This window comes from Paenibacillus sp. ClWae2A, assembly GCF_032452295.1.
In the GTDB taxonomy this organism is placed as follows: Bacteria; Bacillota; Bacilli; order Paenibacillales; family Paenibacillaceae; genus Paenibacillus.
On the sequence record NZ_JAULSQ010000002.1, the window covers coordinates 132,789 to 155,013 of the forward strand.

General features: G+C 43.1%; 26 protein-coding genes. 3 read left to right on the forward strand and 23 right to left on the reverse strand.

Features of this window, described 5'->3' with window-relative positions; translation table 11 throughout:
- Positions 1 to 137: 137 nt before the first annotated feature.
- The 5 genes from QVE09_RS06525 to QVE09_RS06545 all read right to left on the reverse strand — a co-directional run bounded on the left by QVE09_RS06525 (position 138) and on the right by QVE09_RS06545 (position 5,930).
- A complete protein-coding gene (locus tag QVE09_RS06525) occupies positions 138 to 1,190 on the reverse strand; it encodes an ABC transporter substrate-binding protein (protein ID WP_315936201.1) in 1,053 nt (350 codons plus the stop codon).
- Between the two features lie 108 nt (positions 1,191 to 1,298).
- The gene (yjfF, locus tag QVE09_RS06530; protein WP_017689006.1) at positions 1,299 to 2,273 is read right to left on the reverse strand and encodes a galactofuranose ABC transporter, permease protein YjfF; all 975 of its coding nucleotides are present in this window, start codon (positions 2,271 to 2,273) and stop codon (positions 1,299 to 1,301) included.
- The gene (locus QVE09_RS06535) at positions 2,263 to 3,306 is read right to left on the reverse strand and encodes an ABC transporter permease (RefSeq protein WP_315936202.1); all 1,044 of its coding nucleotides are present in this window, start codon (positions 3,304 to 3,306) and stop codon (positions 2,263 to 2,265) included. The genes yjfF and QVE09_RS06535 overlap by 11 nt, the downstream gene beginning before the upstream one ends.
- Before the next feature lie 4 nt (positions 3,307 to 3,310).
- Positions 3,311 to 4,822 (reverse strand): sugar ABC transporter ATP-binding protein, encoded by a 1,512-nt coding sequence (locus QVE09_RS06540; RefSeq protein WP_315936203.1) that lies wholly within the window; start codon positions 4,820 to 4,822, stop codon positions 3,311 to 3,313.
- A gap of 85 nt (positions 4,823 to 4,907) precedes the next feature.
- Positions 4,908 to 5,930 (reverse strand): ABC transporter substrate-binding protein, encoded by a 1,023-nt coding sequence (locus QVE09_RS06545; RefSeq protein WP_017689009.1) that lies wholly within the window; start codon positions 5,928 to 5,930, stop codon positions 4,908 to 4,910.
- 242 nt (positions 5,931 to 6,172) lie between these two features.
- Between QVE09_RS06545 and QVE09_RS06550 the strand changes: the two genes are divergently transcribed.
- The 3 genes from QVE09_RS06550 to QVE09_RS06560 are packed head-to-tail and all read left to right on the forward strand — an operon-like array spanning position 6,173 to position 10,537.
- Entirely contained in the window at positions 6,173 to 7,984 is a 1,812-nt protein-coding gene (locus QVE09_RS06550) for a cache domain-containing sensor histidine kinase (RefSeq protein WP_315936204.1), read from the forward strand.
- Between the two features lie 5 nt (positions 7,985 to 7,989).
- Positions 7,990 to 9,579 (forward strand): response regulator, encoded by a 1,590-nt coding sequence (locus QVE09_RS06555; RefSeq protein WP_315936873.1) that lies wholly within the window; start codon positions 7,990 to 7,992, stop codon positions 9,577 to 9,579.
- The gene (locus tag QVE09_RS06560; RefSeq protein ID WP_315936205.1) at positions 9,572 to 10,537 is read left to right on the forward strand and encodes a sugar ABC transporter substrate-binding protein; all 966 of its coding nucleotides are present in this window, start codon (positions 9,572 to 9,574) and stop codon (positions 10,535 to 10,537) included. The genes QVE09_RS06555 and QVE09_RS06560 overlap by 8 nt, the downstream gene beginning before the upstream one ends.
- A gap of 136 nt (positions 10,538 to 10,673) precedes the next feature.
- Here the strand turns inward: QVE09_RS06560 and QVE09_RS06565 are convergent, their stop codons facing one another.
- The 18 genes from QVE09_RS06565 to QVE09_RS06650 form a co-directional block, all read right to left on the reverse strand.
- A complete protein-coding gene (locus tag QVE09_RS06565; protein WP_315936206.1) occupies positions 10,674 to 11,198 on the reverse strand; it encodes a GNAT family N-acetyltransferase in 525 nt (174 codons plus the stop codon).
- 62 nt (positions 11,199 to 11,260) lie between these two features.
- Entirely contained in the window at positions 11,261 to 11,560 is a 300-nt protein-coding gene (locus QVE09_RS06570) for a hypothetical protein (RefSeq protein WP_315936207.1), read from the reverse strand.
- A 45-nt stretch (positions 11,561 to 11,605) separates the two neighbouring features.
- Complete coding sequence (locus QVE09_RS06575) at positions 11,606 to 12,052, reverse strand: GNAT family N-acetyltransferase (protein ID WP_315936208.1); 447 nt, start codon at positions 12,050 to 12,052, stop codon at positions 11,606 to 11,608.
- A 182-nt stretch (positions 12,053 to 12,234) separates the two neighbouring features.
- Positions 12,235 to 13,173, reverse strand: coding sequence for a hypothetical protein (locus tag QVE09_RS06580; RefSeq protein ID WP_315936209.1), 939 nt, complete (start codon positions 13,171 to 13,173; stop codon positions 12,235 to 12,237).
- 90 nt (positions 13,174 to 13,263) lie between these two features.
- Positions 13,264 to 14,088, reverse strand: coding sequence for a methyltransferase domain-containing protein (locus tag QVE09_RS06585; protein ID WP_315936210.1), 825 nt, complete (start codon positions 14,086 to 14,088; stop codon positions 13,264 to 13,266).
- A 65-nt stretch (positions 14,089 to 14,153) separates the two neighbouring features.
- Complete coding sequence (locus QVE09_RS06590; RefSeq protein ID WP_315936211.1) at positions 14,154 to 15,089, reverse strand: acetamidase/formamidase family protein; 936 nt, start codon at positions 15,087 to 15,089, stop codon at positions 14,154 to 14,156.
- 84 nt (positions 15,090 to 15,173) lie between these two features.
- Entirely contained in the window at positions 15,174 to 15,653 is a 480-nt protein-coding gene (locus QVE09_RS06595) for a DinB family protein (protein ID WP_315936212.1), read from the reverse strand.
- Positions 15,654 to 15,688: 35 nt separating this feature from the next.
- Positions 15,689 to 16,486, reverse strand: coding sequence for an AAC(3) family N-acetyltransferase (locus QVE09_RS06600; RefSeq protein ID WP_315936213.1), 798 nt, complete (start codon positions 16,484 to 16,486; stop codon positions 15,689 to 15,691).
- A gap of 84 nt (positions 16,487 to 16,570) precedes the next feature.
- The gene (locus QVE09_RS06605) at positions 16,571 to 17,110 is read right to left on the reverse strand and encodes a phosphotransferase-like protein (protein ID WP_315936214.1); all 540 of its coding nucleotides are present in this window, start codon (positions 17,108 to 17,110) and stop codon (positions 16,571 to 16,573) included.
- A gap of 54 nt (positions 17,111 to 17,164) precedes the next feature.
- Positions 17,165 to 17,647: a DinB family protein gene (locus QVE09_RS06610; protein ID WP_315936215.1), complete on the reverse strand. Its 483-nt coding sequence runs from the start codon at positions 17,645 to 17,647 to the stop codon at positions 17,165 to 17,167.
- The gene (locus QVE09_RS06615) at positions 17,644 to 18,372 is read right to left on the reverse strand and encodes a metallophosphoesterase (RefSeq protein WP_315936216.1); all 729 of its coding nucleotides are present in this window, start codon (positions 18,370 to 18,372) and stop codon (positions 17,644 to 17,646) included. The genes QVE09_RS06610 and QVE09_RS06615 overlap by 4 nt, the downstream gene beginning before the upstream one ends.
- Before the next feature lie 34 nt (positions 18,373 to 18,406).
- On the reverse strand, positions 18,407 to 19,063 hold the full coding sequence (locus tag QVE09_RS06620) for a hypothetical protein (RefSeq protein ID WP_315936217.1): 657 nt from the start codon (positions 19,061 to 19,063) through the stop codon (positions 18,407 to 18,409).
- A 42-nt stretch (positions 19,064 to 19,105) separates the two neighbouring features.
- A complete protein-coding gene (locus tag QVE09_RS06625; protein ID WP_315936218.1) occupies positions 19,106 to 19,660 on the reverse strand; it encodes a helicase in 555 nt (184 codons plus the stop codon).
- Positions 19,661 to 19,786: 126 nt separating this feature from the next.
- Complete coding sequence (locus QVE09_RS06630; protein WP_315936219.1) at positions 19,787 to 20,182, reverse strand: VOC family protein; 396 nt, start codon at positions 20,180 to 20,182, stop codon at positions 19,787 to 19,789.
- A 32-nt stretch (positions 20,183 to 20,214) separates the two neighbouring features.
- On the reverse strand, positions 20,215 to 20,742 hold the full coding sequence (locus tag QVE09_RS06635) for a YfiT family bacillithiol transferase (RefSeq protein ID WP_315936220.1): 528 nt from the start codon (positions 20,740 to 20,742) through the stop codon (positions 20,215 to 20,217).
- 290 nt (positions 20,743 to 21,032) lie between these two features.
- Positions 21,033 to 21,434, reverse strand: a complete 402-nt coding sequence (locus QVE09_RS06640; protein ID WP_315936221.1) for an NUDIX hydrolase — start codon at positions 21,432 to 21,434, stop codon at positions 21,033 to 21,035.
- Positions 21,435 to 21,487: 53 nt separating this feature from the next.
- On the reverse strand, positions 21,488 to 21,916 hold the full coding sequence (locus QVE09_RS06645) for a hypothetical protein (protein WP_315936222.1): 429 nt from the start codon (positions 21,914 to 21,916) through the stop codon (positions 21,488 to 21,490).
- A gap of 110 nt (positions 21,917 to 22,026) precedes the next feature.
- Positions 22,027 to 22,191: a hypothetical protein gene (locus QVE09_RS06650; RefSeq protein ID WP_315936223.1), complete on the reverse strand. Its 165-nt coding sequence runs from the start codon at positions 22,189 to 22,191 to the stop codon at positions 22,027 to 22,029.
- Between the last annotated feature and the right edge of the window lie 34 nt (positions 22,192 to 22,225).

The following is a 22,225-nucleotide window of genomic DNA, read 5'->3' on the forward strand; positions in this document are numbered from 1 at the left end:
GCTTTCAGAAGTATGTAATCCACTACGTCCTTTCTCATAGAGAAGAGCTTTTAGTTCAAGGTGAGTTCAGTATAAACGATAAGTTTATTTAAAGTAAATTGAATTTTATCCAAAATGTTCTATTTTTTTCACGAATTCTAGAATCGCCTGTTGTACATCTCCCGTCTAGCACTCTCCTGTGTAAAAATGTCCTCTGGGGGCACCATGCGCTTCGGGAGTGTACGCCCTGCAATAATTTCTTTTGTAGCCTGCATAAGCTGAGGACCAAGCAGCGGGTTACATTCCACCACAGCGTTGATTTTCCCGCTGACCAGAATTTCAAGTGCTTTGCGGGAACCGTCCACCGAGACAATGATAATGTCCTCTCCAGGCTTCAGCCCAACTTCTTCTATCGCTTGTATGGCGCCAAAAGCCATTTCATCATTATGGGCAAAAAGCACCTGCGGCCGTTCGTCTTCTGGAACCTGAAGGAATTCTTTCATCACTTGTTTCCCATTGTCCTCCGTAAAATCGGCAGGAGCACTTTGCGAGAAGATGATATCTGCTCTGGTGTCGAAAATGCTTCTAAAGCCCTCGCCACGCTGGATAGAGGGTGTAGAACCACTCGTGCCTTGCAGTTCGGCAATCCGTATCAAACCCGGATGATTTCGCATCCGATCCTGAATGTACTTCCCGGCCTTCACACCTTCCTCATAAAAGTCCGATCCAATCGTTGTCACAAAAAGTGAAGTGTCTTTGACATCAACTGACCGGTCTACGATAATCACGGGTATACCTGCATCCCTGGCCTCCTGAAGAATACCATCCCAGCCCGATTCCACCACCGGTGCAATGGCAATGACATCCACCTTTTGCCTGATGAACGACCGAACAGCCTCGAACTGTTTCGTCTGAGACTGTTCTGCATTTTTTATTACAAGGGAGATTCCCGATTCAGCCGCAGCATTCCGAATAGACGTGGAGTTTGCCAGACGCCAGGCACTCTCTCTGCCCAGTTGTGAAAAACCCAAAACAATCGGTTTCGTAGAGGTATCCCTTGCTACCGCTGATTCCATCCATTCCTCAACAGAAGGAAGAGTTTCCAAGTTGTTAGACGAGATGGGAGGAGGCACAGTTTCAGACTCAGGGGTTGTGCAGCCGACAAGCAGCAGTAGAATGAACAAACACAACCCGTTCACATATCTTCTCACTCACGCATCCCCCATCTCCATGTTACGCTCAGCATTCACCAATGCAGAGCGCATATAGTTATATCATTGTGTCGGTATCGGTATTCAATATCATTTAATTCGATCAACTTAATGCAGTGATTTCGAGGATACTCGCCGCCCGCTAAGAAGTCGCTGGAACAAAATAAAAACAAACAGCATCAGACCAATCACAATCTTGGTCCACCATGAGCTGAGCGTGCCTTCGAAGCTAATTATAGTTTGGATAGCCCCCTGGATCAATACACCAATAAAGGTTCCCGCCACATACCCTACACCACCTGTTAACAAGGTGCCTCCTATTACAACAGCCGCGATGGTATCGAGTTCAAGACCCATGGCGTGTAATCCATAACCGGATAACATATAGAAGGTGAAGACAACACCGGCAAGCGCGGAGCACAAACCGCTGAACGTGTACACCAGGATTTTGGTACGTGCAACCGGCAGTCCCATGAGCAGCGCTGATTGCTCGCTTCCGCCGATGGCGTAAACGTTGCGCCCAAACCGGGTGTAATGTGCCAGGTAGATCGCGAGCAGTACAATAACCAGAGCAATAATCACATTAATGGAGACAAAGCTGCCCCCTGGCAGGGAAATTTTCGCCTGCGCAACCTGTGTGTAAAATGGATTCGTAATGGTAATGGTGTCGAGACTGATGACATAACACAGCCCCCGCGCCAAAAACATGCCTGCCAATGTCACGATGAAGGGCTGGATTTTGAAATAGTGGATGATCGCCCCCATGACTGTGCCAAACAACGCACCCATGACAAGCACCATAGGTATAACGATCGCAGGCGACCACCCTTGCTTCTCGACCAGACTTGCACTAATGATGGTCGTCAGCGCAATCACAGAACCTACCGACAGGTCGATTCCTCCCGACACAATCACAAAAGTCATGCCAATCGCCGTGATAATCAGAAATGCGTTATCAATGAGAAGATTAAGCAGTACCTGTGTGGAGAAGAATCCCGTGTACCGGAAAGAGCCTATGGCAAACATCACGGCCAGCAAACCGAAGGTGACAAAGACCGGGAGATACTTACGATTAAGAAACATGGCGGTTAACCCCCTGTTCGGCTGGAAACTTCCGTTTTTTCCAACGGATCACCATGGAATTGCGGAATGAATCGGATTGAATCAAACAAACGGCCAGTACTACAAAGGCTTTGACAACCAACGTAACTTCTGGCGGGACTCCAATCATATAGATCGTCGTTGTTAAGGTTTGGATAATGAGTGCTCCAACGACGGTACCCATTAGATAGAAACGACCACCATTGAGCGAAGTACCCCCGATGACTACAGCAAGAATGGCATCAAGTTCATACCACAGACCTGCGTTATTGCCATCCGCACTGGATACATTCGAGCTGAGAATAAGCCCGGCAATGCCGGCACACAGACCACAGAAGACATATACCGTGAGAATAACCGTTTTTGAACGAATACCTGCCAGTCGGCTCGCGTTTGCGTTACTTCCGACCGATTCAATAAACAGTCCCAGTGCCGTTTTTCTCGTCAACAGTGAGGCAACAAGCAGCACAGTTAATACGATGAAGATGGAAAAAGGCAATGCTGCAAGCGAACCTGCCCCGATATAGGCATAGTTTGCGTTGGATACAGTAATAATCTGTCCACTCGTAATCAATTGCGCAATCCCACGTCCAGCTACCATCAGAATAAGCGTTGCAATAATGGGTTGGATTCGGGCAACCGAAACCAGCGCCCCATTCCATATGCCCAAGATCAGTGAGAGACCTATAGATAATCCAAGTGCGCCCAACATAAGCCCGAGCGAATTCTGATCCACTCCTCTGCTGATGCTCATACAAGCCACGGCACCGGAGATCGCTACAATGGAGCCCACGGACAAATCGATACCTCCGGTCGCAATCACCAGTGTCATACCGATCGATACCAGAATTAAGGGCGCTCCAAAATTGAGAATATCAATCAAGCTGCCATACAGATTCCCTTCACGCATGACGAGGGAGAAGAAATCCGGAGAGTACAGCAAATTAAAGATTAAAAGTAAACCAAGCATACATAACGGCCAAAACAAATGATGTTTACGCATCTTGCCCGCCATCTCTTTAACCTCCTGCCATTGCTTTCATGATTTGCTGTTGATGGATCTGATCCCCGCTAAGTTCTTGCACTTTTTTGCGGTCCCGGATTACGGCAATCCGGTGGCTGACACGAATCACTTCTTCCAGCTCGGACGAAATGAACAGCACGGCCATGCCCTGTTTCGACAGAGAGAGCACCAGCTTCTGTATTTCAGTCTTGGCACCGATATCAATTCCACGCGTAGGTTCATCGAGAATCAACAGATCGGGGTTCATCAGCAGCCACCGTGCAAGCAACACCTTTTGTTGATTACCGCCGCTCAGATTTTTAATTAAATGCTCCGGGTTTTTCGGATGGATATTTAACAGGTTGATGTACTTTTCGGCGATCTCATCCTGTTTCTTGCGTGAGATTGGTTTGGACCAACCTCGTGTCGCTTGTAAAGCCAGAATGATGTTCTCCCGAATGGTCAAATCATCGATTATGCCTTCGGTTTTACGGTTCTCGGAGCAAAAAGCAATATTCTGATCAATTGCATGACGCGGCGACTTAACCGTACTTCCTGTATCTACAACGAGCAGCTTGCCTACATCTGAACGATCTGCACCAAAGAAAAGGCGAGCGATCTCGGTACGACCAGACCCCAATAACCCAGCCAAGCCCACGACTTCTCCCTTGCGAATGTCCAGATCAAAAGGCTCAATTGCTCCTTTGCGTCCAAGTGCCTTAGCGGTAACTAACAGTTCTCCCGACTCCGCCTGAGCAGCATCCGCTTCCTTCGGAAGCTCCTCAAGCACCTCAAGCTCCTTGCCGATCATCTTGAGCACCAGTTCCATGCGTGGAAGTTCTGCGGCTATGTACTCTCCTTCCAATTCCCCGTTACGGAGCACCGTTAGACGATCCGACATTTCGTATACCTGATCAAGAAAATGAGTAACAAAAAGAATTGCGAGACCTTCACTCTTTAATTTGTGCATAATACGAAACAGTTGCTGAACCTCGTTTTTGTCCAGACTGGATGTGGGTTCATCCAATATGAGCACTTTTGCCGAGATGCTGAGTGCTCTTGCAATTGCAATCAGTTGTTGCATCGCGACCGAATAGGTCTGTAAAGGAGCCTTAACGTCGATGGACAGATGTAATCTGTCTCGCAGAAGGTTCTCCGCATCTTTGTTCATTTGTTTCCAATTGATTTTGCCAAATCGCATCGGCTCCCGCCCGATGAAAATATTCTCAGCAACCGTTAAGTTCGGACAGAGATTGACCTCTTGGTAAACGGTACTGATTCCCGCCTTTTGCGCTTCAAGCGGACCGGAGATCGAGAGATCACGGTTATCCATGGTTACCGTTCCTTCGTCAATGGAATAAACGCCGGTCAGAACTTTAATAAGCGTCGACTTCCCCGCTCCGTTCTCACCCATCAAGGCATGAATCTCGCCCGGAAACAAACGAAAGCTGACGCCGGATAGCGCTTTAACCCCGGGAAATTGTTTGGTGATGCCTGTCATTTGCAAAATGGGTGCTTGCTCGGCCATATAACCCTCTCCTTTGTTATGGAAAAAAGTCATTTAGCGACAGCCTGGTCGAAAAATGACTTTTCGGTGTTATACGAATCTGCTTTTAATATTCGCGTGTTGGCAATGCTTCTTTGGCTTGCTCCGAAGTGAAGGTCGTCTCATCCGTAACGATTCGGGGTTCGATGTCTTTCCCGTCTACTACCGATTGAACCGCTTCCATTAATTGAGGTCCTAACAACGGATTACATTCAACGATAAAGTTGATTTTGCCATCAGCAGCAGCCTGCATCCCATCCTTCACGGCATCAACAGAAATAATGGTAATATCTACGCCTGGTTTCAATCCTGCCGCTTCAATGGCCTGAATTGCACCAAGCGCCATATCATCATTATGTGCATAGAGAACATCTATTTTTTTATGTGCTTTGAGGAAAGCTTGCATGACTTCTTTGCCTTTGGCACGTGTAAAGTCACCCGATTGTGAAGCAATCACTTTAAGCTTCGAATTGGAAGCAATCAATTCCATAAAGCCCTCTTGACGGTCATTCGCTGGTGCGGAGCCTGTTGTACCCTGCAGCTCAACAATGTTGATTTCGTCTTGTGTGTCCTTGTATTGGTCACTAAGCCACTGACCTGCTTTGCGTCCTTCTTCTACAAAGTCGGAGCCAATAAAGGTTTTGTAGAGGGTTTTATCCGGCGAATCCACAGCACGGTCCGTCAAAATCACGGGAATGCCTGCATCCTTCGCTTCCTTTAATACGGTATCCCAACCGGATTCTACAACAGGGGAAAAAGCAATCACCGTCACCTTCTGTTGTATGAAGGATCGCAAAGCTTTAATTTGATTTTCCTGCTTCTGCTGCGCATCGGAGAATTTCAAATCATAACCCGCTTCTTTGGCTGAATCCTGAATCGACTTGGTATTCGCCGAACGCCAGCCACTCTCCGCACCAACCTGCGAAAAACCAAGCGTAATTGTTTTGGCGCTGGCAGGTGTACTACCATTCCCACTCGTTGAAGTTTCATTATCGGAGCCTGCTCCTCCATTGGTACTGCTACATGCCGTGCTGACCAGCATCACCATAGCCAATGTTATGGCAAGTCCCCACTTTTTTTTGGTTCGCATGTTGTGATCCTCCCTTTTTCATTTCACCTTGTGGTGTGTCCACATTATAGAACGCTTACATTCCAAGCTTATATGGAGTCTCATACTTTAATTATGTAATAATTTAGTAATTTCAAAAAATGAGATCTAAAAAGTGTAATTTCTTTTTTTAATTGTGTAGTATTTAGCGATTCTCTTATATATTAGAAAATCATGTTATACTAATGATACATTTTTGATCCCTTCAGATGGAGTGGAATACGTTGAAACTCATTCAATGGATTGCTTCAAGCCTCAGGCTTAAATTACTCAGCATGTTTATCATCCTCAGTTCAGTACCGCTGATCGTGGTTGGATTGATTTCTTACCACAAATCCTATACGGTCGTATCCAATCATAACAAGGCCTCGACACAACTCGTTGCCGACCAGCTTGCCAGGAACATTGACATCTTGTTTGAGGATACGGAACGGCTACTCGAACTGGGCAAGAATCCGCAAGTGCTTCAATACCTGTATTCTCAATCGGAGTCCTACCCGGAAGCCAAAGCCATCCTTCAGACATACAATCTTTATCGGGAAACCTACAAGTATGACAAGGTACTTAATATCTCATTCGTGAATTTCTACGGAAAAGGCATAAGTGAACGAAAAGGCGTGTTCAAGCTGGAACGGAATCCGCTGCGCAACCCGTACTTCAAGTATCTGATACAGTATCCGGATGCCATTCTGCGCATCCCTCATTCTGCAGCCTATGCCGAATATAACAGGTTGGATGGGTTTGCTTACCCTAAACAGAATGCGCTTTCAATTATAACCACGGTCAAAGAGCGAATTACGCATGAAGTCATCGGGTTTATCGTAATTGATTTGAATGATTCGTTCATTGATGATTTTTTGACAAATACCCCTATTAAGGATTCCGGTTTTTTCTACATTAGTGATCAACACGGAAATACACTCTTTAGGCCAGATGCCACCCCGGCATCCATAAGCATGATGGATCAGATCCGATCGGTTCCTTTACATCTACAGCACGACAGCTTTATCTTGTCTGCAGGATCCAAGCCCCAGTTTGTTGTATACAGCACCTCAGAACAGACCGGATGGAAAATGATCGGGGTAGCTCCTTATCAGGAAATCATTGCAGAGGCCAATAGCATTCGCCAATTGATCATCATTACCGTTTTGTTAAGTGCTTTCTTTGCGATATCGTTATATTTTTTCCTGAATAATCGACTGATTCTTCCCATCCGAATTCTGATGAACAAGATGCGTAAAGCTGCAAACGGTTACTTGGAAGCCAAAGTCACACTACACGGCTCGGACGAAATTGCTGATCTGGGCAAAAGCTTCAATGTGATGCTGGATAAGCTCAAAACACTAATCGAAAAGAGCATTCGAGAGAATGAACAGGTAAAAATAGCTGAACTACGTACGCTGCAAGCTCAGATCAACCCTCATTTCCTCTATAACACGTTGGAATCTATTCTATGGATGGCTGAAGCAGAGAAAAAAGAAAATGTAATCAAACTTGTGCAGGCCCTCTCGAAGTTCTTTCGTTTGAGTCTGAACAAAGGGTTCGACTGGGTATCCATTCAAACCGAGCTTGAACATGCGCGTAGTTACTTGGTCATTCAACAGATGAGGTACCACGATATTCTCACCTACGAGATCCGCGTTGACCGTGAGCTTCAGGATTATCCCATTTTGAAAATGACCCTGCAGCCCCTAATTGAAAACGCGCTCTACCATGGGATCAAGAACAAACGCGGTCAAGGGCTGATATCCATACACGGATATGTAGAGGACAATAGCATCATTCTCACCGTACAAGACAACGGAATTGGCATGTCTGCGGATCGATTGGCACAATTACGTGAAGAGCTGGAGAAGCCGGCAGGTTCCCGTTCACCACAAGATGACGAGCAGGAAGGCGGTTTCGGCCTGCTCAATGTACATCACCGGATTCGGCTCTATTTCGGACCAGCTTATGGCGTTGAAATGGAAAGTACGTATATGGAAGGCAGCACATTTATGATTCGTATCCCCAAAAGCAAGGAGGTTAACCGTTGAAAAAGGTGATGATCGTGGATGACGAAATTGGAATTCGGGAGAATATACGCAGCTGCATAGATTGGGAAAAGGAAGGTTTTCACTATTGCGGGGATGCACCCGACGGCGAGCTTGCGTTACCTTTAATTCATGAATGGGCTCCGGATATTCTGATTACGGATATCAAAATGCCATTTATGAACGGACTGGAACTGACCTCCATCGTTCGCAATCAGCAACCTGATATCAAAATCATTATTATGAGCGGTCATGATGAATTCAGCTATGCGCAAGAGGCAATCCGACTTGGCGTAACCGAGTACTGTCTAAAGCCCATAAGCGCAGCAGAGCTAATCCAAATGCTTCATAAGGTCAGCAAACAAATGGATGAAGAACATCAACGCATGACAAACCGGACGATCACCAAAGAAAAACTGCTGGCCGATCTGTGCGGAGGACTCATCGGTACAACCGATGCGATTGAATCAGCCAAACAACTCTCACTTCCTCTCTCGGCCAGGTATTATACAATTGTCATTATCGACGTTCGATTAACAGATGATTCCCCGGACCCGGAATCCCTGATGAAGAAGCTGCTTCCCATACTGGAGGAAACTCGCGATCCCCACGTTGAACTTCTTCCTTATATTCGAAGCCGGACGGAGCTCGTGCTTCTGCTCAAGTATCACTCCGATGACAGCATATCCATATATCTGGAGCAGCTTCGCGGGCGGGTTCGTATGGAACTTGAGCATACGTTCAAATGTAATATTGTTCTGGGCATTGGCAGTCAACAGGAGCGTCTGCAAGGAATTCATGTCTCGTATCTGGAAGCGGAGGAGGATAAATATATTACCCGGCTCACCCTTCAGAACAGAGCCTCTCTACGTGAAATTAACCTGGATGAGCAAACGACTCTTTTTCTCGACAGGAATTCGTTTCTTGAATTTCTCAAAATCGGCAGCCCCAATCAGCTTGACCATTTTGTGCAGGAGTTTGCCGCTCCATTACAGTCCTCCGACTGGAAGTCCTCATCGTATGGCTTCTATCTGTTGAATGATCTTACGCTGGAGTCGTTTCGGCTCGCGAATCAGCTGTTCCGCATGAGTGACCATTCGGATGAGAACATTACTTCCCTGCAGCAGACGATCCAGAATATTACGTGCTGGGAGGATTGCACCCAATATCTGTGTTCCCTGCTTAACCTGTTATGGCAGAGAAGAGCAGCGTGCTCCGGAAAATACAGTGATGTCATTGATCAGGTGAAAGCCTATGTATCCCGTGAATACAATAACGAACAGGTCTCGTTGAAGATGATTTCTGCACACGTCAGAATCAGTCCAAGTCATTTAAGCAAGATTTTCAGTCAAGAAACTGGTCAAACGATAACGGAGTATCTAACCCAGATTCGAATAGGTAAAGCCAAGGAGCTGCTGAAAACAACCAACAACAAAACCTTTGAGATTGCTTACAAAGTCGGTTACAATGATTCTCACTATTTTTCCAATATATTCAAGAAAACAACAGGTTTTACACCAAGAGAATACCGCACTCAAGGAACCGGGGAATCGCAGGCCAGACCATCAGATATGAGAAAAGAGCCAATGTATGAATAAAGCCAGATTTACACTCTTACTTACACTAATCCTTCTGCTCCCGATGATCATTTCATCCGGTTCGGCACACATTCGTCCACAGCAGATGACTGCAACACTTCCTGCAACTTCACCTGTAGAGAAATCTGCAGCGAGCAAAACTTTCGGTATTATTTATCCAATGACGTATCCAACCTATGAGATGATCACGAAGGATGCAACGGAGTATGCAGGGAAACACAATATCACGTTAATTGTAAACGCACCTGATGAAGCCAACACCGAACAACAGATCCGTATCATGGAGAATATGATCAAACAGCATGTGGACGGAATCGCTATATCGCCTGTGGATGCTGCTGCACTTACCCCCGTTATTGATGCAGCCCAAGCTGCGGGTATTCCGGTCATTACATTTGAGTCAGATGTTCCATCCAGTCACCGAATCGCTTATGTGGGCGCCGATAACTATCGTACCGGCCAGCAATTCGCGATGACAACTACAAGACTTCTGCATAATCAAGGCATGATTCTTGTCGAGAATGGTTTGGAGGAGATGCAAGGTTTGCAGCAGCGGCTTAATGGATTCATTGATTATATCCGCAGTGAAACAGACATCGAAATCTTGGAAGTTCGTTATCATCAAGGGAATGAAGATCAAGCCATGTCCGATATGGAGAACATGATTCAAGCTCACCCTCACTTCAATGCGATTATCGGGCTCGATTTTGTTTCTGTCTCTGCTTCTACCCTGATCTGGAAAGCAAAAGGCCTTAACCGACATTTAATCGCGTTCGGTGACAGCCCAACCAGTGAAAACGGGTTGCTCAACGGTCAATTGTCTGCCGTTATTTCGCAGAATGAAGGAGTCTGGGGTACCAAAATGATGGAGACCCTGTTACTCGCTAGCGACGGTGTGCCTGTGAAGGAATTTATTGATACGGGGATCATTGAAATAAACCAAGAAGGAAGTAATTGAGGGGGATGTCCGCCTGTCATTCTAATGACAAGAGGACATCCCCATTTAAATTTCCGTACACGTAGTTATTACATCCGTTCATCGAAGTGTTTCTCAAGAAAGATGACTCTCAAGTATGATGATCCCTTTTGAAAAGCTATTTTTTCCATTCGTTTTCTAATATGCTCATCTCGATAAGATTCCAGAAGGTATCTTCATGTCTTCTCGCATCACGAATAAGTCCTTCTTGTACAAAGCCCGCTTTTTCATAACATCGGATAGCTGAGACATTAAAATCAAATACGCCCAGACTGATCCGGTGTAACTTCTCCTCTTCAAATCCAATTCGAAGTGCTTCATCGATCATTTGCTTCCCATAGCCTTTACCCTGATATGACTTGCCAACAAGCACCTTACCGATACGCCCTGAACGATTATATCGATCGATACCGCCAAGAGCAATATGGCCCACAATCTCCTGAGTCGATTCATCCATCACTTTATAAATGAACTTATTTGAAGTGTTCTTATCATTGGCACCATGCAAATAATCCGATAGCTGCTCTCTGGAAAGGGGATAATGGAACTGAGGGCCGGCCCACTGAAGCAGAAATGCTTCATCCCCACTCCATTCGATCAGTTGTTCAAAATCTTCTGCTTCAAAGTATTGAAATGTAATCATATCGATCTGCCCTTTCTTTTTTTATGTCATATCATAACTTATTTCAGTTCTCTTGTGTCATCCTAATGATGAGTTTCATCAAACTCTTTGTTTCTTGCATTCATTGCACGAATGGAGTTCTGAACCCAATTCATTCTAGCTAATATACAGATAACTCCACCCAATATACATATCGCACCTATCCAATAATTCAGTTCAAAATTCACTTGATAATCACTCGGAGTATAACTACCCGCTGCTGCTGACTGGAATGCTGCATACCCTAGCTTGGGAATCACCTCTTCAATCATTTTCGAGATCGTAATAATCACAATTCCTAACATGATAAAGAGTAATGAGAAAATAATGTGTACATGCTTCAAAGAAAAGCTACCTCCTTTACAATCCAAATCGCGTGTTTTTTGGCACTACTTGCATCTTAGAAGCCGAACGACTTCGCCATCGATCAATCCCTCACTTACCCTCTGAAAACCAAGTGATTCATACAGATTCCCGGCGATACCATTTTCCGGCCTGTGTCCAATCATGATGCATTTGCAATTCAGCGATTCTTTCATTAGATCAATCAACTTCTTAAGCGATTCTCTTCCATAACCTCTGCCCTGATATTTGGTATCTATCATTAGAGCAAGAAGCCAATAGTTATCCTCATGATCTGGCTTATCTGAGTACACAGCAAAACCAACCAGATCCGAATCAACATAGATGGCCATGGGTCGAAAATCGGTCACAACCTTGGATTCAGCAATCCAATATACAACCGGCGCGGGGAAACTTTTTTTCTGTTCTTCAGTTACATTCAGTTGGGTACATGGATACCAATTATCTACCGAGACACGTTTTAAATGAATCATAGTTTGAAATTCCTCCTCGTGAAAATTACACAGAGGAATCCCTCGGAAAGCTTCCTTGGTTCCTCTGTGCTAGACTAAAACACCTCCGGCTAATCCATTTCTTCTACTCATATTCGTTTTTTTTCTCATATCACATCACTCCTTTCACATTGTTATGCAAACCTCTTACCACTTCAATCACCTCATGCTAAACCTTTGATCTCTGATAGTTCAGGAGTATGTTTGACAAGATCAGCTATTTCACAAGCTGCATTATCTGCTAAAGCCTTTTTAACTGCATCAGTCCCTCTTGTTTTCCAGATCGAATATATCCATTTGGAAGAACCATATGCATTCATGCGGTGATCACGTTCCTGTATCTGCATGAACAATTTCATACTTTCCTCATACCTTTCAATATCCGTTAAAATACAGGCCAGATTGTTCAACGCAATGTTGATATCTCTCTGTGAATTTCTGGAGACATTAATATCCTCCCAGCTACCGACCACTTCGTCTTTTCTTGAAATGGGCAGTGCTCCAACATTGATGTCATCAATCGAATCCATCGTTTCGTTCAAAAGAGCTTGAACTCCGACAACATCCCCAGCATGATAAAGCCTAGTCAGACGCTGTTTATTATATGTAATTCGGGCAAAAAGAGTATTGGACCATGTCTCATCTTCTTGTATGAGCTCGTTCATATTTTCAAGCACACTGTCCATTTCACTGTACCTCTCCAGTACCCAAAGCGAACCACCCAAAGCCCGATGGCTCTCGAATCGAACACCTCGGTTGGTATCCAGCTTGGGTGCATGATCACAAGCATAATGGTACCAATCGATCCAATGATCAAAATAGTTTCCCAAGGACAATGATAACGCTTGTGTCGAATCCGAAACGATCCAGTGTAATTGCTCGGGGGCGAGGTTTTCTTTCCCCCATTCGAAGAATTCCCGGTGATTCGCAAAAAGCAGTTCCGACTCTCTTAACAAGGCATAACCATCAGAAATATTCCAGTAGACCCAGCCTCGTTCATTGACAGACAACTTGCTGGATTGTTCATATTCTTTCAGCAAATCAATCATGCCTTGATGATCATCTTGAACTACAAACTCCTGGAAAGCTTGAACGATATTCATTCCCATCCTCCGTCTCTTAGGAAGCTTATTCTGTCATAGACAGTACCAAAGCACCGAGCAAGTAAACCTTATTTCAAACGTACACAGCTCTTACAGAGGCTTCGTGCCGCAAGCTGTAATGAAATTCATCATGGCATAGGCTTCCGGGGAATGATTTATTGCTTCAGAAGCGTGTTGCAGCTGAGCAAACTCCTCCGAACTGATCACACCTTTTTCAGCAAAATGTACAAAACGATTAAGATTAAACTGCTGCTTAAACCCTTCTATGCCTAACAAATCACTATGTTGAAGGACAGAATCAATGTCAACATCGATGTACCCGCTCTCAGAAAGGAGACGCGGCAGACTTCTGCCAATTAAGCGATTACCACCGTGTTGTGCCACATAGTCCGAAATTTTCATTAATACCGTATGCAAAGCAGGGACATCAGGATTCACTGCACCAAAAACACCATCATCTACATCAATAATGGCAAGGCGGCCGCCAGGCTTCAGTACACGATATATCTCTTGTGCGGCTTCGACAGGATTGTTCAAATGAAGAAAGATCAGTCTTGCCACGACAAAATCAAAAGAATCATCAGGCAGATCCGTCTGGTAGATGGAAGACTCTACAAATTGCAATCGCTTGGAAGGAATATCTTTCAGCCGTTCTTTGGCTTGTGCTTGCAGTGAACGATCAATCTCAAGCGAGGTAAGCTCGCTGTCTGGCAAACTGTTTAATAATTGCTCTGTAATGTAACCTGGTCCGCTTCCGACCTCCAATACACGCATTCCATTTTTCAACCCATACCACTCTAGATTTCGAAATTCTTTGGACCACCCCATTACCGCCTGTATCTTTAATCTCTCTAATTCCTCTTGTAAACTTAACACTGCCGTTTGGATACTGTATGTTGAACGCGGATCACTCATGTATTCCCTCCTGTTCTTAAGTGGAAAAATAAAAACATCTAGTAGGACGTATAACAGGCATTAAGTTACTTAAAAGCATCATGCGGAAGGACAGCATGCACACCCTTAACACCATTCACAATTTGGGTGATACGCAGGTCAATTACCGCGCTTCCAAGTGCAATCGCTTCCACTCGATCTAGTCCGTACAACTCACCCATCAGATTTAACATGCCGTCTAATGCTTGAACGGTAGCCTCATTCAAATCTTCATGAAAACCGAAGGTAAGCCAGCCTGACGGCGTATGTGCACGAGGATTGGTCAAAATCATATCTTCAATCACGTTGATCTTGATATCGACAAGCTCCATTGGACATTCAATGGCCTGACAGCTGACTTCACCATCTCCTTGCCGGCCATGACCATCACCAATCGCGAGATAACCTCCGTCTACGGGGATAGGTAAATATAATTTACTTCCCTGCACCAGTTCCTTGCAGTCGATATTCCCTCCGCAATAACGGGGCGGCCAAGTCGTATGAATCCCTCGTGACTCTGGTGGCATTCCCACTACTCCCATAAACGGCGAGAGAGACACCGTAAAGGATTTCCCGTGTATTTCACAGGTTCCACTCATCGTTTGACGATCAAGTGTCCAATTCAGCGACAGTTCTTCAACCTCTGTTAGATGTAACTTCTGGTTCTGCCAGTTCGGATATCCGCCAGCGGAAGTAAACCCGTAACTCCCGGGTACGATCTCATTGAAAACAATCTCCAACGTCTGTCCTTGCTTCGCCTCTTCGATATAGATCGGACCGATTAATGCATGACCTCCATCTTTTTCACCTTGTCGATCAAAAGGTTTCATGCGTTCCGCATAACTCTCACCCGCGCCCCAGCCCGCATCCAGCGTCTGAAAACGAATGGAATCACCAGATCTCACGCTCAAAATGGGGGTTACATCATTGGTAAATGAACCAATCAGATTTTCCTGAGTTAATTCAATCGTATGAGTACTCACTACAATCCCTCCCTGGTTTGGAATACGTATTATCAAAGCAAGCCACATGCTGTATTCCGTGCCGCCCCCTGCCTACTAACCCCTTTACACTTCAAGGTTGGCAAGATATTTCTTCAACGGTTCCATATGATGCTGGTCATGCCATATAAAATCTTTAAGGTATTGGGGAATATAAAATACGTTCCCCTCTGCGTCCAAATACGTCTGATGAAGCTGTTCCTCCGATAACCCTCGAATGTCATTCATAATTTTATGGCGGTACGTGATAGCCTTATTTACGATTTCGGACGTCTCTGTGCGGTTACCAAATTCAATAGCTTTGCGATTAAACTCTTCAAAATTCATATGTTTCAACGTAACTGGCTGCTTCAGAGCAATCTTCTCAATCGCTTCTTTGTAAAAATATCGGTCCCATAACATGATATGACTGACGATGGATTTTATCGTCCATTTCCCTTCTTCCATACTGGAATTCCAGGTCTTCTCCTCGAGATGATTCATCGTTTTGACAAACAACGCCCATTCTTCAAAAGTTTGAAGCAAATGTTCAATTTCTTTGGTCATGATTACATTTCCCCCTTCTTTCTTTTTGAGATGATTCACTGCTCTATATGTTCTCTTCGGTTCCGATTCATCCATCCCAAAGCATAATCAACCATCTCTCTTTGGGGTATCAAATAACTCACTGCTTTCCCTACCATTCCTTCGGTAACAGCGTTAGTCTGGATCTTAAACTCATTAAAAATCAATTCAAAATCATCCGATTCATTGTTAATATCATCGTATGTAGTCCATTGTTCAATCCCATTCACCAGCATTTTTACTCCCCAGAATTTTGGCTTAACAAATGTATTCTGCTGTTTATACTCTGCCAGGTGTAAGGAGGTGTTACTATTTGTAGGCGCACCAAGTAACAGAATGTATCCACTCAAATCATAGATTTTTCCTAACGGAGATTTCTCATTTAATGCATAATGCAAGTTGTGATCTTCCATTATCCGTTTTGCGTCTTTCCCCCAGGCAGCAAAAGACATGTGCGGATGTGAGCTTCGAAACACACCATCTTGCCTCCGAAACACCTCAGGAATGATGCCCATATACGAGGTTGGGGTTAGATCAGGATAATAAATAGGCATATTGTCTTTGATGAACTCAATTTCCTCTGAAGACAGGTTCGCGTCATGCTCTGAAGGTTCACAAAGATGTTCTGTTTGAGTGGGCATGACAATGGTTCCATTGGTTCCTACGGCTTCTTCCAGAGCTAAAATAACACTTACCGGGCCACCTATAACCTTACCTATTGCTTTGAAGGAGGAATGAACGATTATCGTCATGCCCTCCCTTATCCCCATTGCCTTTAAATCATTAATTACACTTTTTCTTGTTTGTAATTCCATTGAATTCCTCATTTAATCCTCCAGACCAAAGCAGACAAAGTTGTTACTAGATATCGATTCCACTATAGCTTCGTAATATAACCTTTACATATTTTTCAATGGTTCATGATTGGTCTTGAACAGTGCTGCAATAATCTTCTCCGCACATTCTTCCGGTGTGTTCATACTTGTATCAATGGAGTAGCTATAGTTGATGTTTTGGGCCATGATTTGATGCTGCTCATCCGATTGCTCTTCTCTTCGATCCCCACGTTCAATGTTCCGCTGACGGCAGATATCGATGGGACAATATAACTCAACGATATCCAGTGGATACCCTTCAAAAATCTGTTTTACTTGTTCATAATGGGGCGCGAGCTCCGGTCTCTCCACAAGTATGCCATCGATCAGAACATGCTTGCCATGGTCTGAAAATACTTTTGCCGTATGATACATCATTACAATCGCTTCACTCAGATACTTCCAGTAATCCGTCTGAAGATGTTTATCACCAATCGTATTTTCAAATAAATCATTAGCCACAACATAGAAAAACGGATCATCGTAGGATTGCATCGCCTCTACAATTGAAGTTTTACCAGAGCTGGTTACACCGTTCAAAAATATAATTTTGCCTTTTTCCATGATGTTCATCTTCCTTTGCTTAAGTATAATTTTATAAACGTAATACAGCGTGTACTAGGTGTGTTTCATTGATTTTTTGAGCAGCATGATCTGGCCAATATGATAGGCATTATGAATACATAGATTTGATACAACTCCCCACCATGGCGCGTTGAAATAGGAAGGGATTTCACGGGTCAATTTATGTTCTTCACTATCTTCAAGTGCCCTGTTCCAATCACCAAAGACGGTTTTCAGTCTATGTAATGCCTTGCGCCATTCCACATCATTCAAGTTAGACAGATCCATGTCAAATGTATCCTCATTATTCACTGAATGCTGCCCGTCGACCTGTTCGGCAACATATCTCTCAAGCCACTTCTCATTCCAAAAAATAAGATGATTGACGATCGCCCAAATGGAGTGCTCCCCCTCATTCTTTACATAAGCGGCCTCCGCCGCATTGAGGTCTGTCAAAATATCATGCAGCGGTATAAACCAGTTCTTGTCATGATAACAGGCGTTTAATTGGTCTATGAGAATAGCTTTGTAACTCATCGCTGCACCTCACTCAGATTAAACTTTGAATCAGAAGTTACGTAAGAACAATTTTGGTAAATTAAACCATTCAGTTGCATTCCATAGGCACATCCACCATCAATGCCTATCTTGTCTTCACCAAACCAAACATCCCCAGATCCATGAATGTCTATCGTTGTTGTATGTCCAAATACGATCTTTTTGTGTAGATTGGTAAACGTATGATGAATAAATTTATCTTTGATATACATAAAATCATGATCTGGTTGTTTCCACCATTCTATGTAATCAGGGTTTAATCCGGCATGAACGTAAATATGAGCTTCATCCTCATGATATAGAGGTAATTCACTCAAAAAATCAATATGATGATCGTAATCCATTTTTATTGCCTCTCTCGCTTGATCCAACATTTCATCAGAAATTGCGCCTTCAATATTACAATAGCTCTGAAGTGTTTGAATACCACCGTGTTCAATAAACTTCGCTTTAATTACGGAACTCCCCTCATTTATAAAATCAACTAACCGTTGGTCATGATTACCTCTTAATGCAATCGCATGATGTTCATGAACTAATTTAATCACCTTATTAACGACATCTTTGCTGTTGGGACCTCGATCTACGTAGTCTCCAAGCAGAATTAGCTGATCATATTTCGAGTTGAAATTGATATCATGCAATAACTGATTAAATGGATCAATGCAGCCATGAATATCGCTAATCATTATCGTCCGATTCATAGAAACTCCTTTTAGAACAGTTATAATATAAACATTATCCGTTCATTGACTTCGCGATCTTCATCACAAGATCTTCTGACATGTTTCTGCCAATGATCTCGTATTGCAGCGCCTTCCCATGCACATCCTCTTCGATCCATATCAATTGGGAAGTTTCATTATCGAAAATATAAAATGCTTGGACGCCACGTATAGCTGTTTGTTTAACCGAAATACCACCATGATCAGGCAATGGGATCCGGCTCTTTGTTGTCCCGAAAATGTTAAGTTTATAACCACCGTATTCTTGATACGTAATGCTGATACCCACAACCTTGTTATTGGGCTTCAGGTCTCGAATCACTACATTTCTACCTGACCTGTTACTTTCTTCAATCATTTCATCGATTTCTTGCGGAGTTAAATTATCAAATCCATAAAATACATGAATGGCATCTATATCAGAATCAATCGGAAATTTCGGCTGCCATGGAGAATAATGTTTCTGCAATTTTTCCAGACCGTCTTCCCATGGAATAGCTGCATAATTGGTCTGCTGCGTGAATTGGTTCTCTGTAACATCTGCAGTGTAAATCGCCTTCCCGTCACCAGGCTTTAGGTCAATGACGATTCGGTCAATCGCATGATCAGTGCGTAAGGATTCAATTTGAATTTTTCCAAGCACATCTCCGCTTTTGTTTTTGATATCCATTGGTCCTTCACTCCTTTGCTTTCAAAAATACCTTTCTGATCTTCATACAATAGAAAGCTGAGCCCTACAGAAGATAAAGCGATCATTAGGACTCCAAACATGCAAATGGTCAGCAAGATATCCTCGTAACCATAACTTGTCGTTTATTCGTCTGAGATAAAAACCTTTTGGGAAATCATTATCCTCCGTAAGGGCTGCAGATGCTATGGTAATGGAACCGGACGGAGCTTTGTTACCCTCTGAAATATTGGTAGAACATAGCTCGGGCTGATCCAAATATTGCATTCTTAGATAAGGTCCTAACTCGACCGGACAACATTCTAGCCCAAGATCATTTGCTCTTCGAAAGAGCTCAAAAGTCGTAGCACCATCCGAAAATCCAAGTTGTCTGACGGTTAACTCAACCGTTTGCAAGCTTTGCTTTGTACTGGAAACTATAAATCTTTCATCATTTAACAACTGTTCTCCATATCTATTCAATGAAATAGAGTATTGGTCCAGTTTCTGAATAAGCTGTGGCTTTGTTAAGCCGCCAATGTCTACAGTTCTTATTTCAACTGAACAGTTAGGGTATACGTTCTCATCTTCAATCAACATCCGCATCCCCCTAATCTAGATTCACTTCTATTTGACTTTATATATCAAATGTAGTCACTCACCTAGTCCTGAATCCGTTTACATACAGATCCTAGGTGATTGATAGCAGCAGACCAAGGCTCCTCATTAGAAATTCAATTCACAATCATGGTGTTCCCACACATCAAATAAGTTACCGTCCAGATCTTCTAACACAAAAAACTTCCCATACTGTCCCTCATCACTAATAGCCCCTACTTTCACATTCTCTGATGTTAAGTAGTCATGTAAAGAACCAATATCATCAGTGAAAAATGTAATGACCCATCTCTTTTTCTGATGAACTTCAAATGTCGCTCGTGTTTCATTATCGCTTTGGATCAAGTCCAAAATTGGGCGGTCACCCCTAAATAAACTCAAATATCCTTCGCGTTGGTGGCGAATGTTAAATCCAAAATGTTTTACAAACCAGGCGGCTGACACTTCTAAATCTTTCACTGGAATTACATTATATGCAATGCCCAGAATCCTTCCATTCCCCATATGTTACCTCCATACTTTAAATGTATAAGCCCCTACCACCCTTGTAATGTTATACAAGATTTAATTTGAGCAATATGATGCTGCCCGTGCCATACAAATCTTTGAATCGCCATATCCAATGAAATTGTACCTAACACTTCTGTTCGGAGTTTTCGTCTAAACTGATCGGGATGTAAAAGATACAACAGCGTGAGAAATCGCTTGTGCAGTATCTCCATCAGCAAAATTGAATCTTCAATGGGCGTATTCCTGTAATCATGTAATGATGCCCATAAATCCTCTCGATATGAGCTTGCCATCGGTTCATCTTCAGTCAAGGCTCTCTTAAATCTGATATAAGCGTTCATGTCATTGTCCGCAAGGTGGTGCACAATCTGTTTGATCGTCCAACCGCCATCACGATAAGGAGTACAAAGTTGATCATCATTGAGATGTTGTGTAATCTCTCTTAAGGTTTTCGTAATTCCGGAAATTCGACCTATGATGTGGATTCGGTCCTCATTAGAGAATTTAAGACTTGGCTCAAAGTGTCCTATCGGAAAGCGTATATTTTCATCCAAGGTTGTCCACCTCTCCATTTCTCTACTATAGAACCAAATCATATCCAATATAACCCACAATGTTCCATTTGCGAAGTGTAAAAGCAAAAAAAAGCGCCCCTATCTTGGGTGAATGGTGTTTGTCTAGAACATCACCAACCAAGATAGGAACGATTTTAAGGTGGAATCTACCATAATGCAGAACTTATGGAGTGTCTTAAATAGAAGTTTTCTCTCCAATTTATTGAAATCTCGTCTTCGAGCCGAAGAAGTAAGTCCGTTGCGTGAATTTATTGTTCTGATGAATGGACTTATTCTGAAAATTCAATCAAAAATGGATGGCTTTGCTCATCTAATGCATTATGAATTCTGTCATAGAAATTTCCCCATGTTATCATTTGCTGAGCTTCTTCTAAAGTAAAGTAGCCCACCTCTTCACTTTCATCACTGGTAGTTAAAGCTCCACCAATCGGTTTTCCAGTAAATATATTGTTGCATACGCCGCGCGTTATGTTCTGATACAATCCACAAAATTTAATTAATTCAATGTCAATCCCTGTTTCCTCTTTCACTTCTCGAACTGCTGCCTGCCTAATAGTCTCTCCTTCTTCAACACAACCTTGAGGCATTTCCCAACCTCTTCGACCTTTCATGAGTAAAATCTCATTATGTTCATTGAGAACGATTACACTAGCAGAAACGATAAATTTCATTCTAATTCCTCCTATGTTGGTTTAAATAACCACTCTTCCTCGAATAGCTATAGCTAAATCCCTAGAACTGAAACATAATCATGAGTTGTTAATTGCTCTTTAATCCATACAACAAACTCCATGATTAATTCACGAAGTCTCTGAACACTATTGAGAAAATCTTGTTGAAAATCATCTTTAGAACTGCCAAAGAAGAAATACACATGTTCATTTATTAATTCCATTGTTACTTTTTCATCAAGGAGATTAGCAAACGTTTTCAAATCCTCAAGGATCACCTCCCACGTTTTTCGATGTATTTCGTTAAATGCATGATGATCATATCCAGAAAATATACTTTCTATTGTTTTCTCTATATAGCCGAATACTTCCTCATCAAAGTAAATTGAGTTCTCATTCCAACATTGCCCAAGGTACTTCCCGGGTAAAACTTCAATATAACCAGTTCCTTCAAGTTCTTCACTATTTCTTATTATCTTCATTGTTGTTCACCCTCGTTAAATAATTTCGTCGATTTCACATACTTTTCTGTATATAAGACCCAGCGTATGCTGGATGTAATGCGGATGAATGTCGAGATTCTTGCACCCTGTTACAAGTCACCACTTCTGTATTCACTTATGTGATCTTCTATCATGTTTCTAGCTTGTTCATATGTTCTAATCGCTTCATCTAATTCAATCTTTAATTCTTTATGATCTTCCCAATATCCTTTATTCACTTTAAACAAGGGACAGAATAAATCCTTGATATACATGTCTCCTGCTTCTCTGTTAAAACTCCTGCTGACA

Bases quoted from the DNA above. Each gene is read 5' to 3' on its own strand.
- QVE09_RS06535 (WP_315936202.1), bottom strand. From the start codon at position 3,306: ATGGCGGGCAAGATGCGTAAACATCATTTGTTTTGGCCGTTATGTATG.
- QVE09_RS06625 (WP_315936218.1), bottom strand. From the start codon at position 19,660: ATGTTGATTGAAGATGAGAACGTATACCCTAACTGTTCAGTTGAAATA.
- QVE09_RS06585 (WP_315936210.1), bottom strand. From the start codon at position 14,088: ATGAGTGATCCGCGTTCAACATACAGTATCCAAACGGCAGTGTTAAGT.
- QVE09_RS06620 (WP_315936217.1), bottom strand. From the start codon at position 19,063: ATGGATATCAAAAACAAAAGCGGAGATGTGCTTGGAAAAATTCAAATT.
- QVE09_RS06540 (WP_315936203.1), bottom strand. From the start codon at position 4,822: ATGGCCGAGCAAGCACCCATTTTGCAAATGACAGGCATCACCAAACAA.
- QVE09_RS06560 (WP_315936205.1), top strand. From the start codon at position 9,572: ATGAATAAAGCCAGATTTACACTCTTACTTACACTAATCCTTCTGCTC.
- QVE09_RS06645 (WP_315936222.1), bottom strand. From the start codon at position 21,916: ATGAAGATAATAAGAAATAGTGAAGAACTTGAAGGAACTGGTTATATT.
- QVE09_RS06630 (WP_315936219.1), bottom strand. From the start codon at position 20,182: ATGGGGAATGGAAGGATTCTGGGCATTGCATATAATGTAATTCCAGTG.
- QVE09_RS06575 (WP_315936208.1), bottom strand. From the start codon at position 12,052: ATGATTCATTTAAAACGTGTCTCGGTAGATAATTGGTATCCATGTACC.
- QVE09_RS06640 (WP_315936221.1), bottom strand. From the start codon at position 21,434: ATGAAATTTATCGTTTCTGCTAGTGTAATCGTTCTCAATGAACATAAT.
- QVE09_RS06580 (WP_315936209.1), bottom strand. From the start codon at position 13,173: ATGAATATCGTTCAAGCTTTCCAGGAGTTTGTAGTTCAAGATGATCAT.
- QVE09_RS06595 (WP_315936212.1), bottom strand. From the start codon at position 15,653: ATGACCAAAGAAATTGAACATTTGCTTCAAACTTTTGAAGAATGGGCG.
- QVE09_RS06650 (WP_315936223.1), bottom strand. From the start codon at position 22,191: ATGTATATCAAGGATTTATTCTGTCCCTTGTTTAAAGTGAATAAAGGA.
- QVE09_RS06545 (WP_017689009.1), bottom strand. From the start codon at position 5,930: ATGCGAACCAAAAAAAAGTGGGGACTTGCCATAACATTGGCTATGGTG.
- QVE09_RS06610 (WP_315936215.1), bottom strand. From the start codon at position 17,647: ATGAGTTACAAAGCTATTCTCATAGACCAATTAAACGCCTGTTATCAT.
- yjfF (WP_017689006.1), bottom strand. From the start codon at position 2,273: ATGTTTCTTAATCGTAAGTATCTCCCGGTCTTTGTCACCTTCGGTTTG.
- QVE09_RS06600 (WP_315936213.1), bottom strand. From the start codon at position 16,486: ATGGAATTACAAACAAGAAAAAGTGTAATTAATGATTTAAAGGCAATG.
- QVE09_RS06605 (WP_315936214.1), bottom strand. From the start codon at position 17,110: ATGGAAAAAGGCAAAATTATATTTTTGAACGGTGTAACCAGCTCTGGT.
- QVE09_RS06615 (WP_315936216.1), bottom strand. From the start codon at position 18,372: ATGAATCGGACGATAATGATTAGCGATATTCATGGCTGCATTGATCCA.
- QVE09_RS06565 (WP_315936206.1), bottom strand. From the start codon at position 11,198: ATGATTACATTTCAATACTTTGAAGCAGAAGATTTTGAACAACTGATC.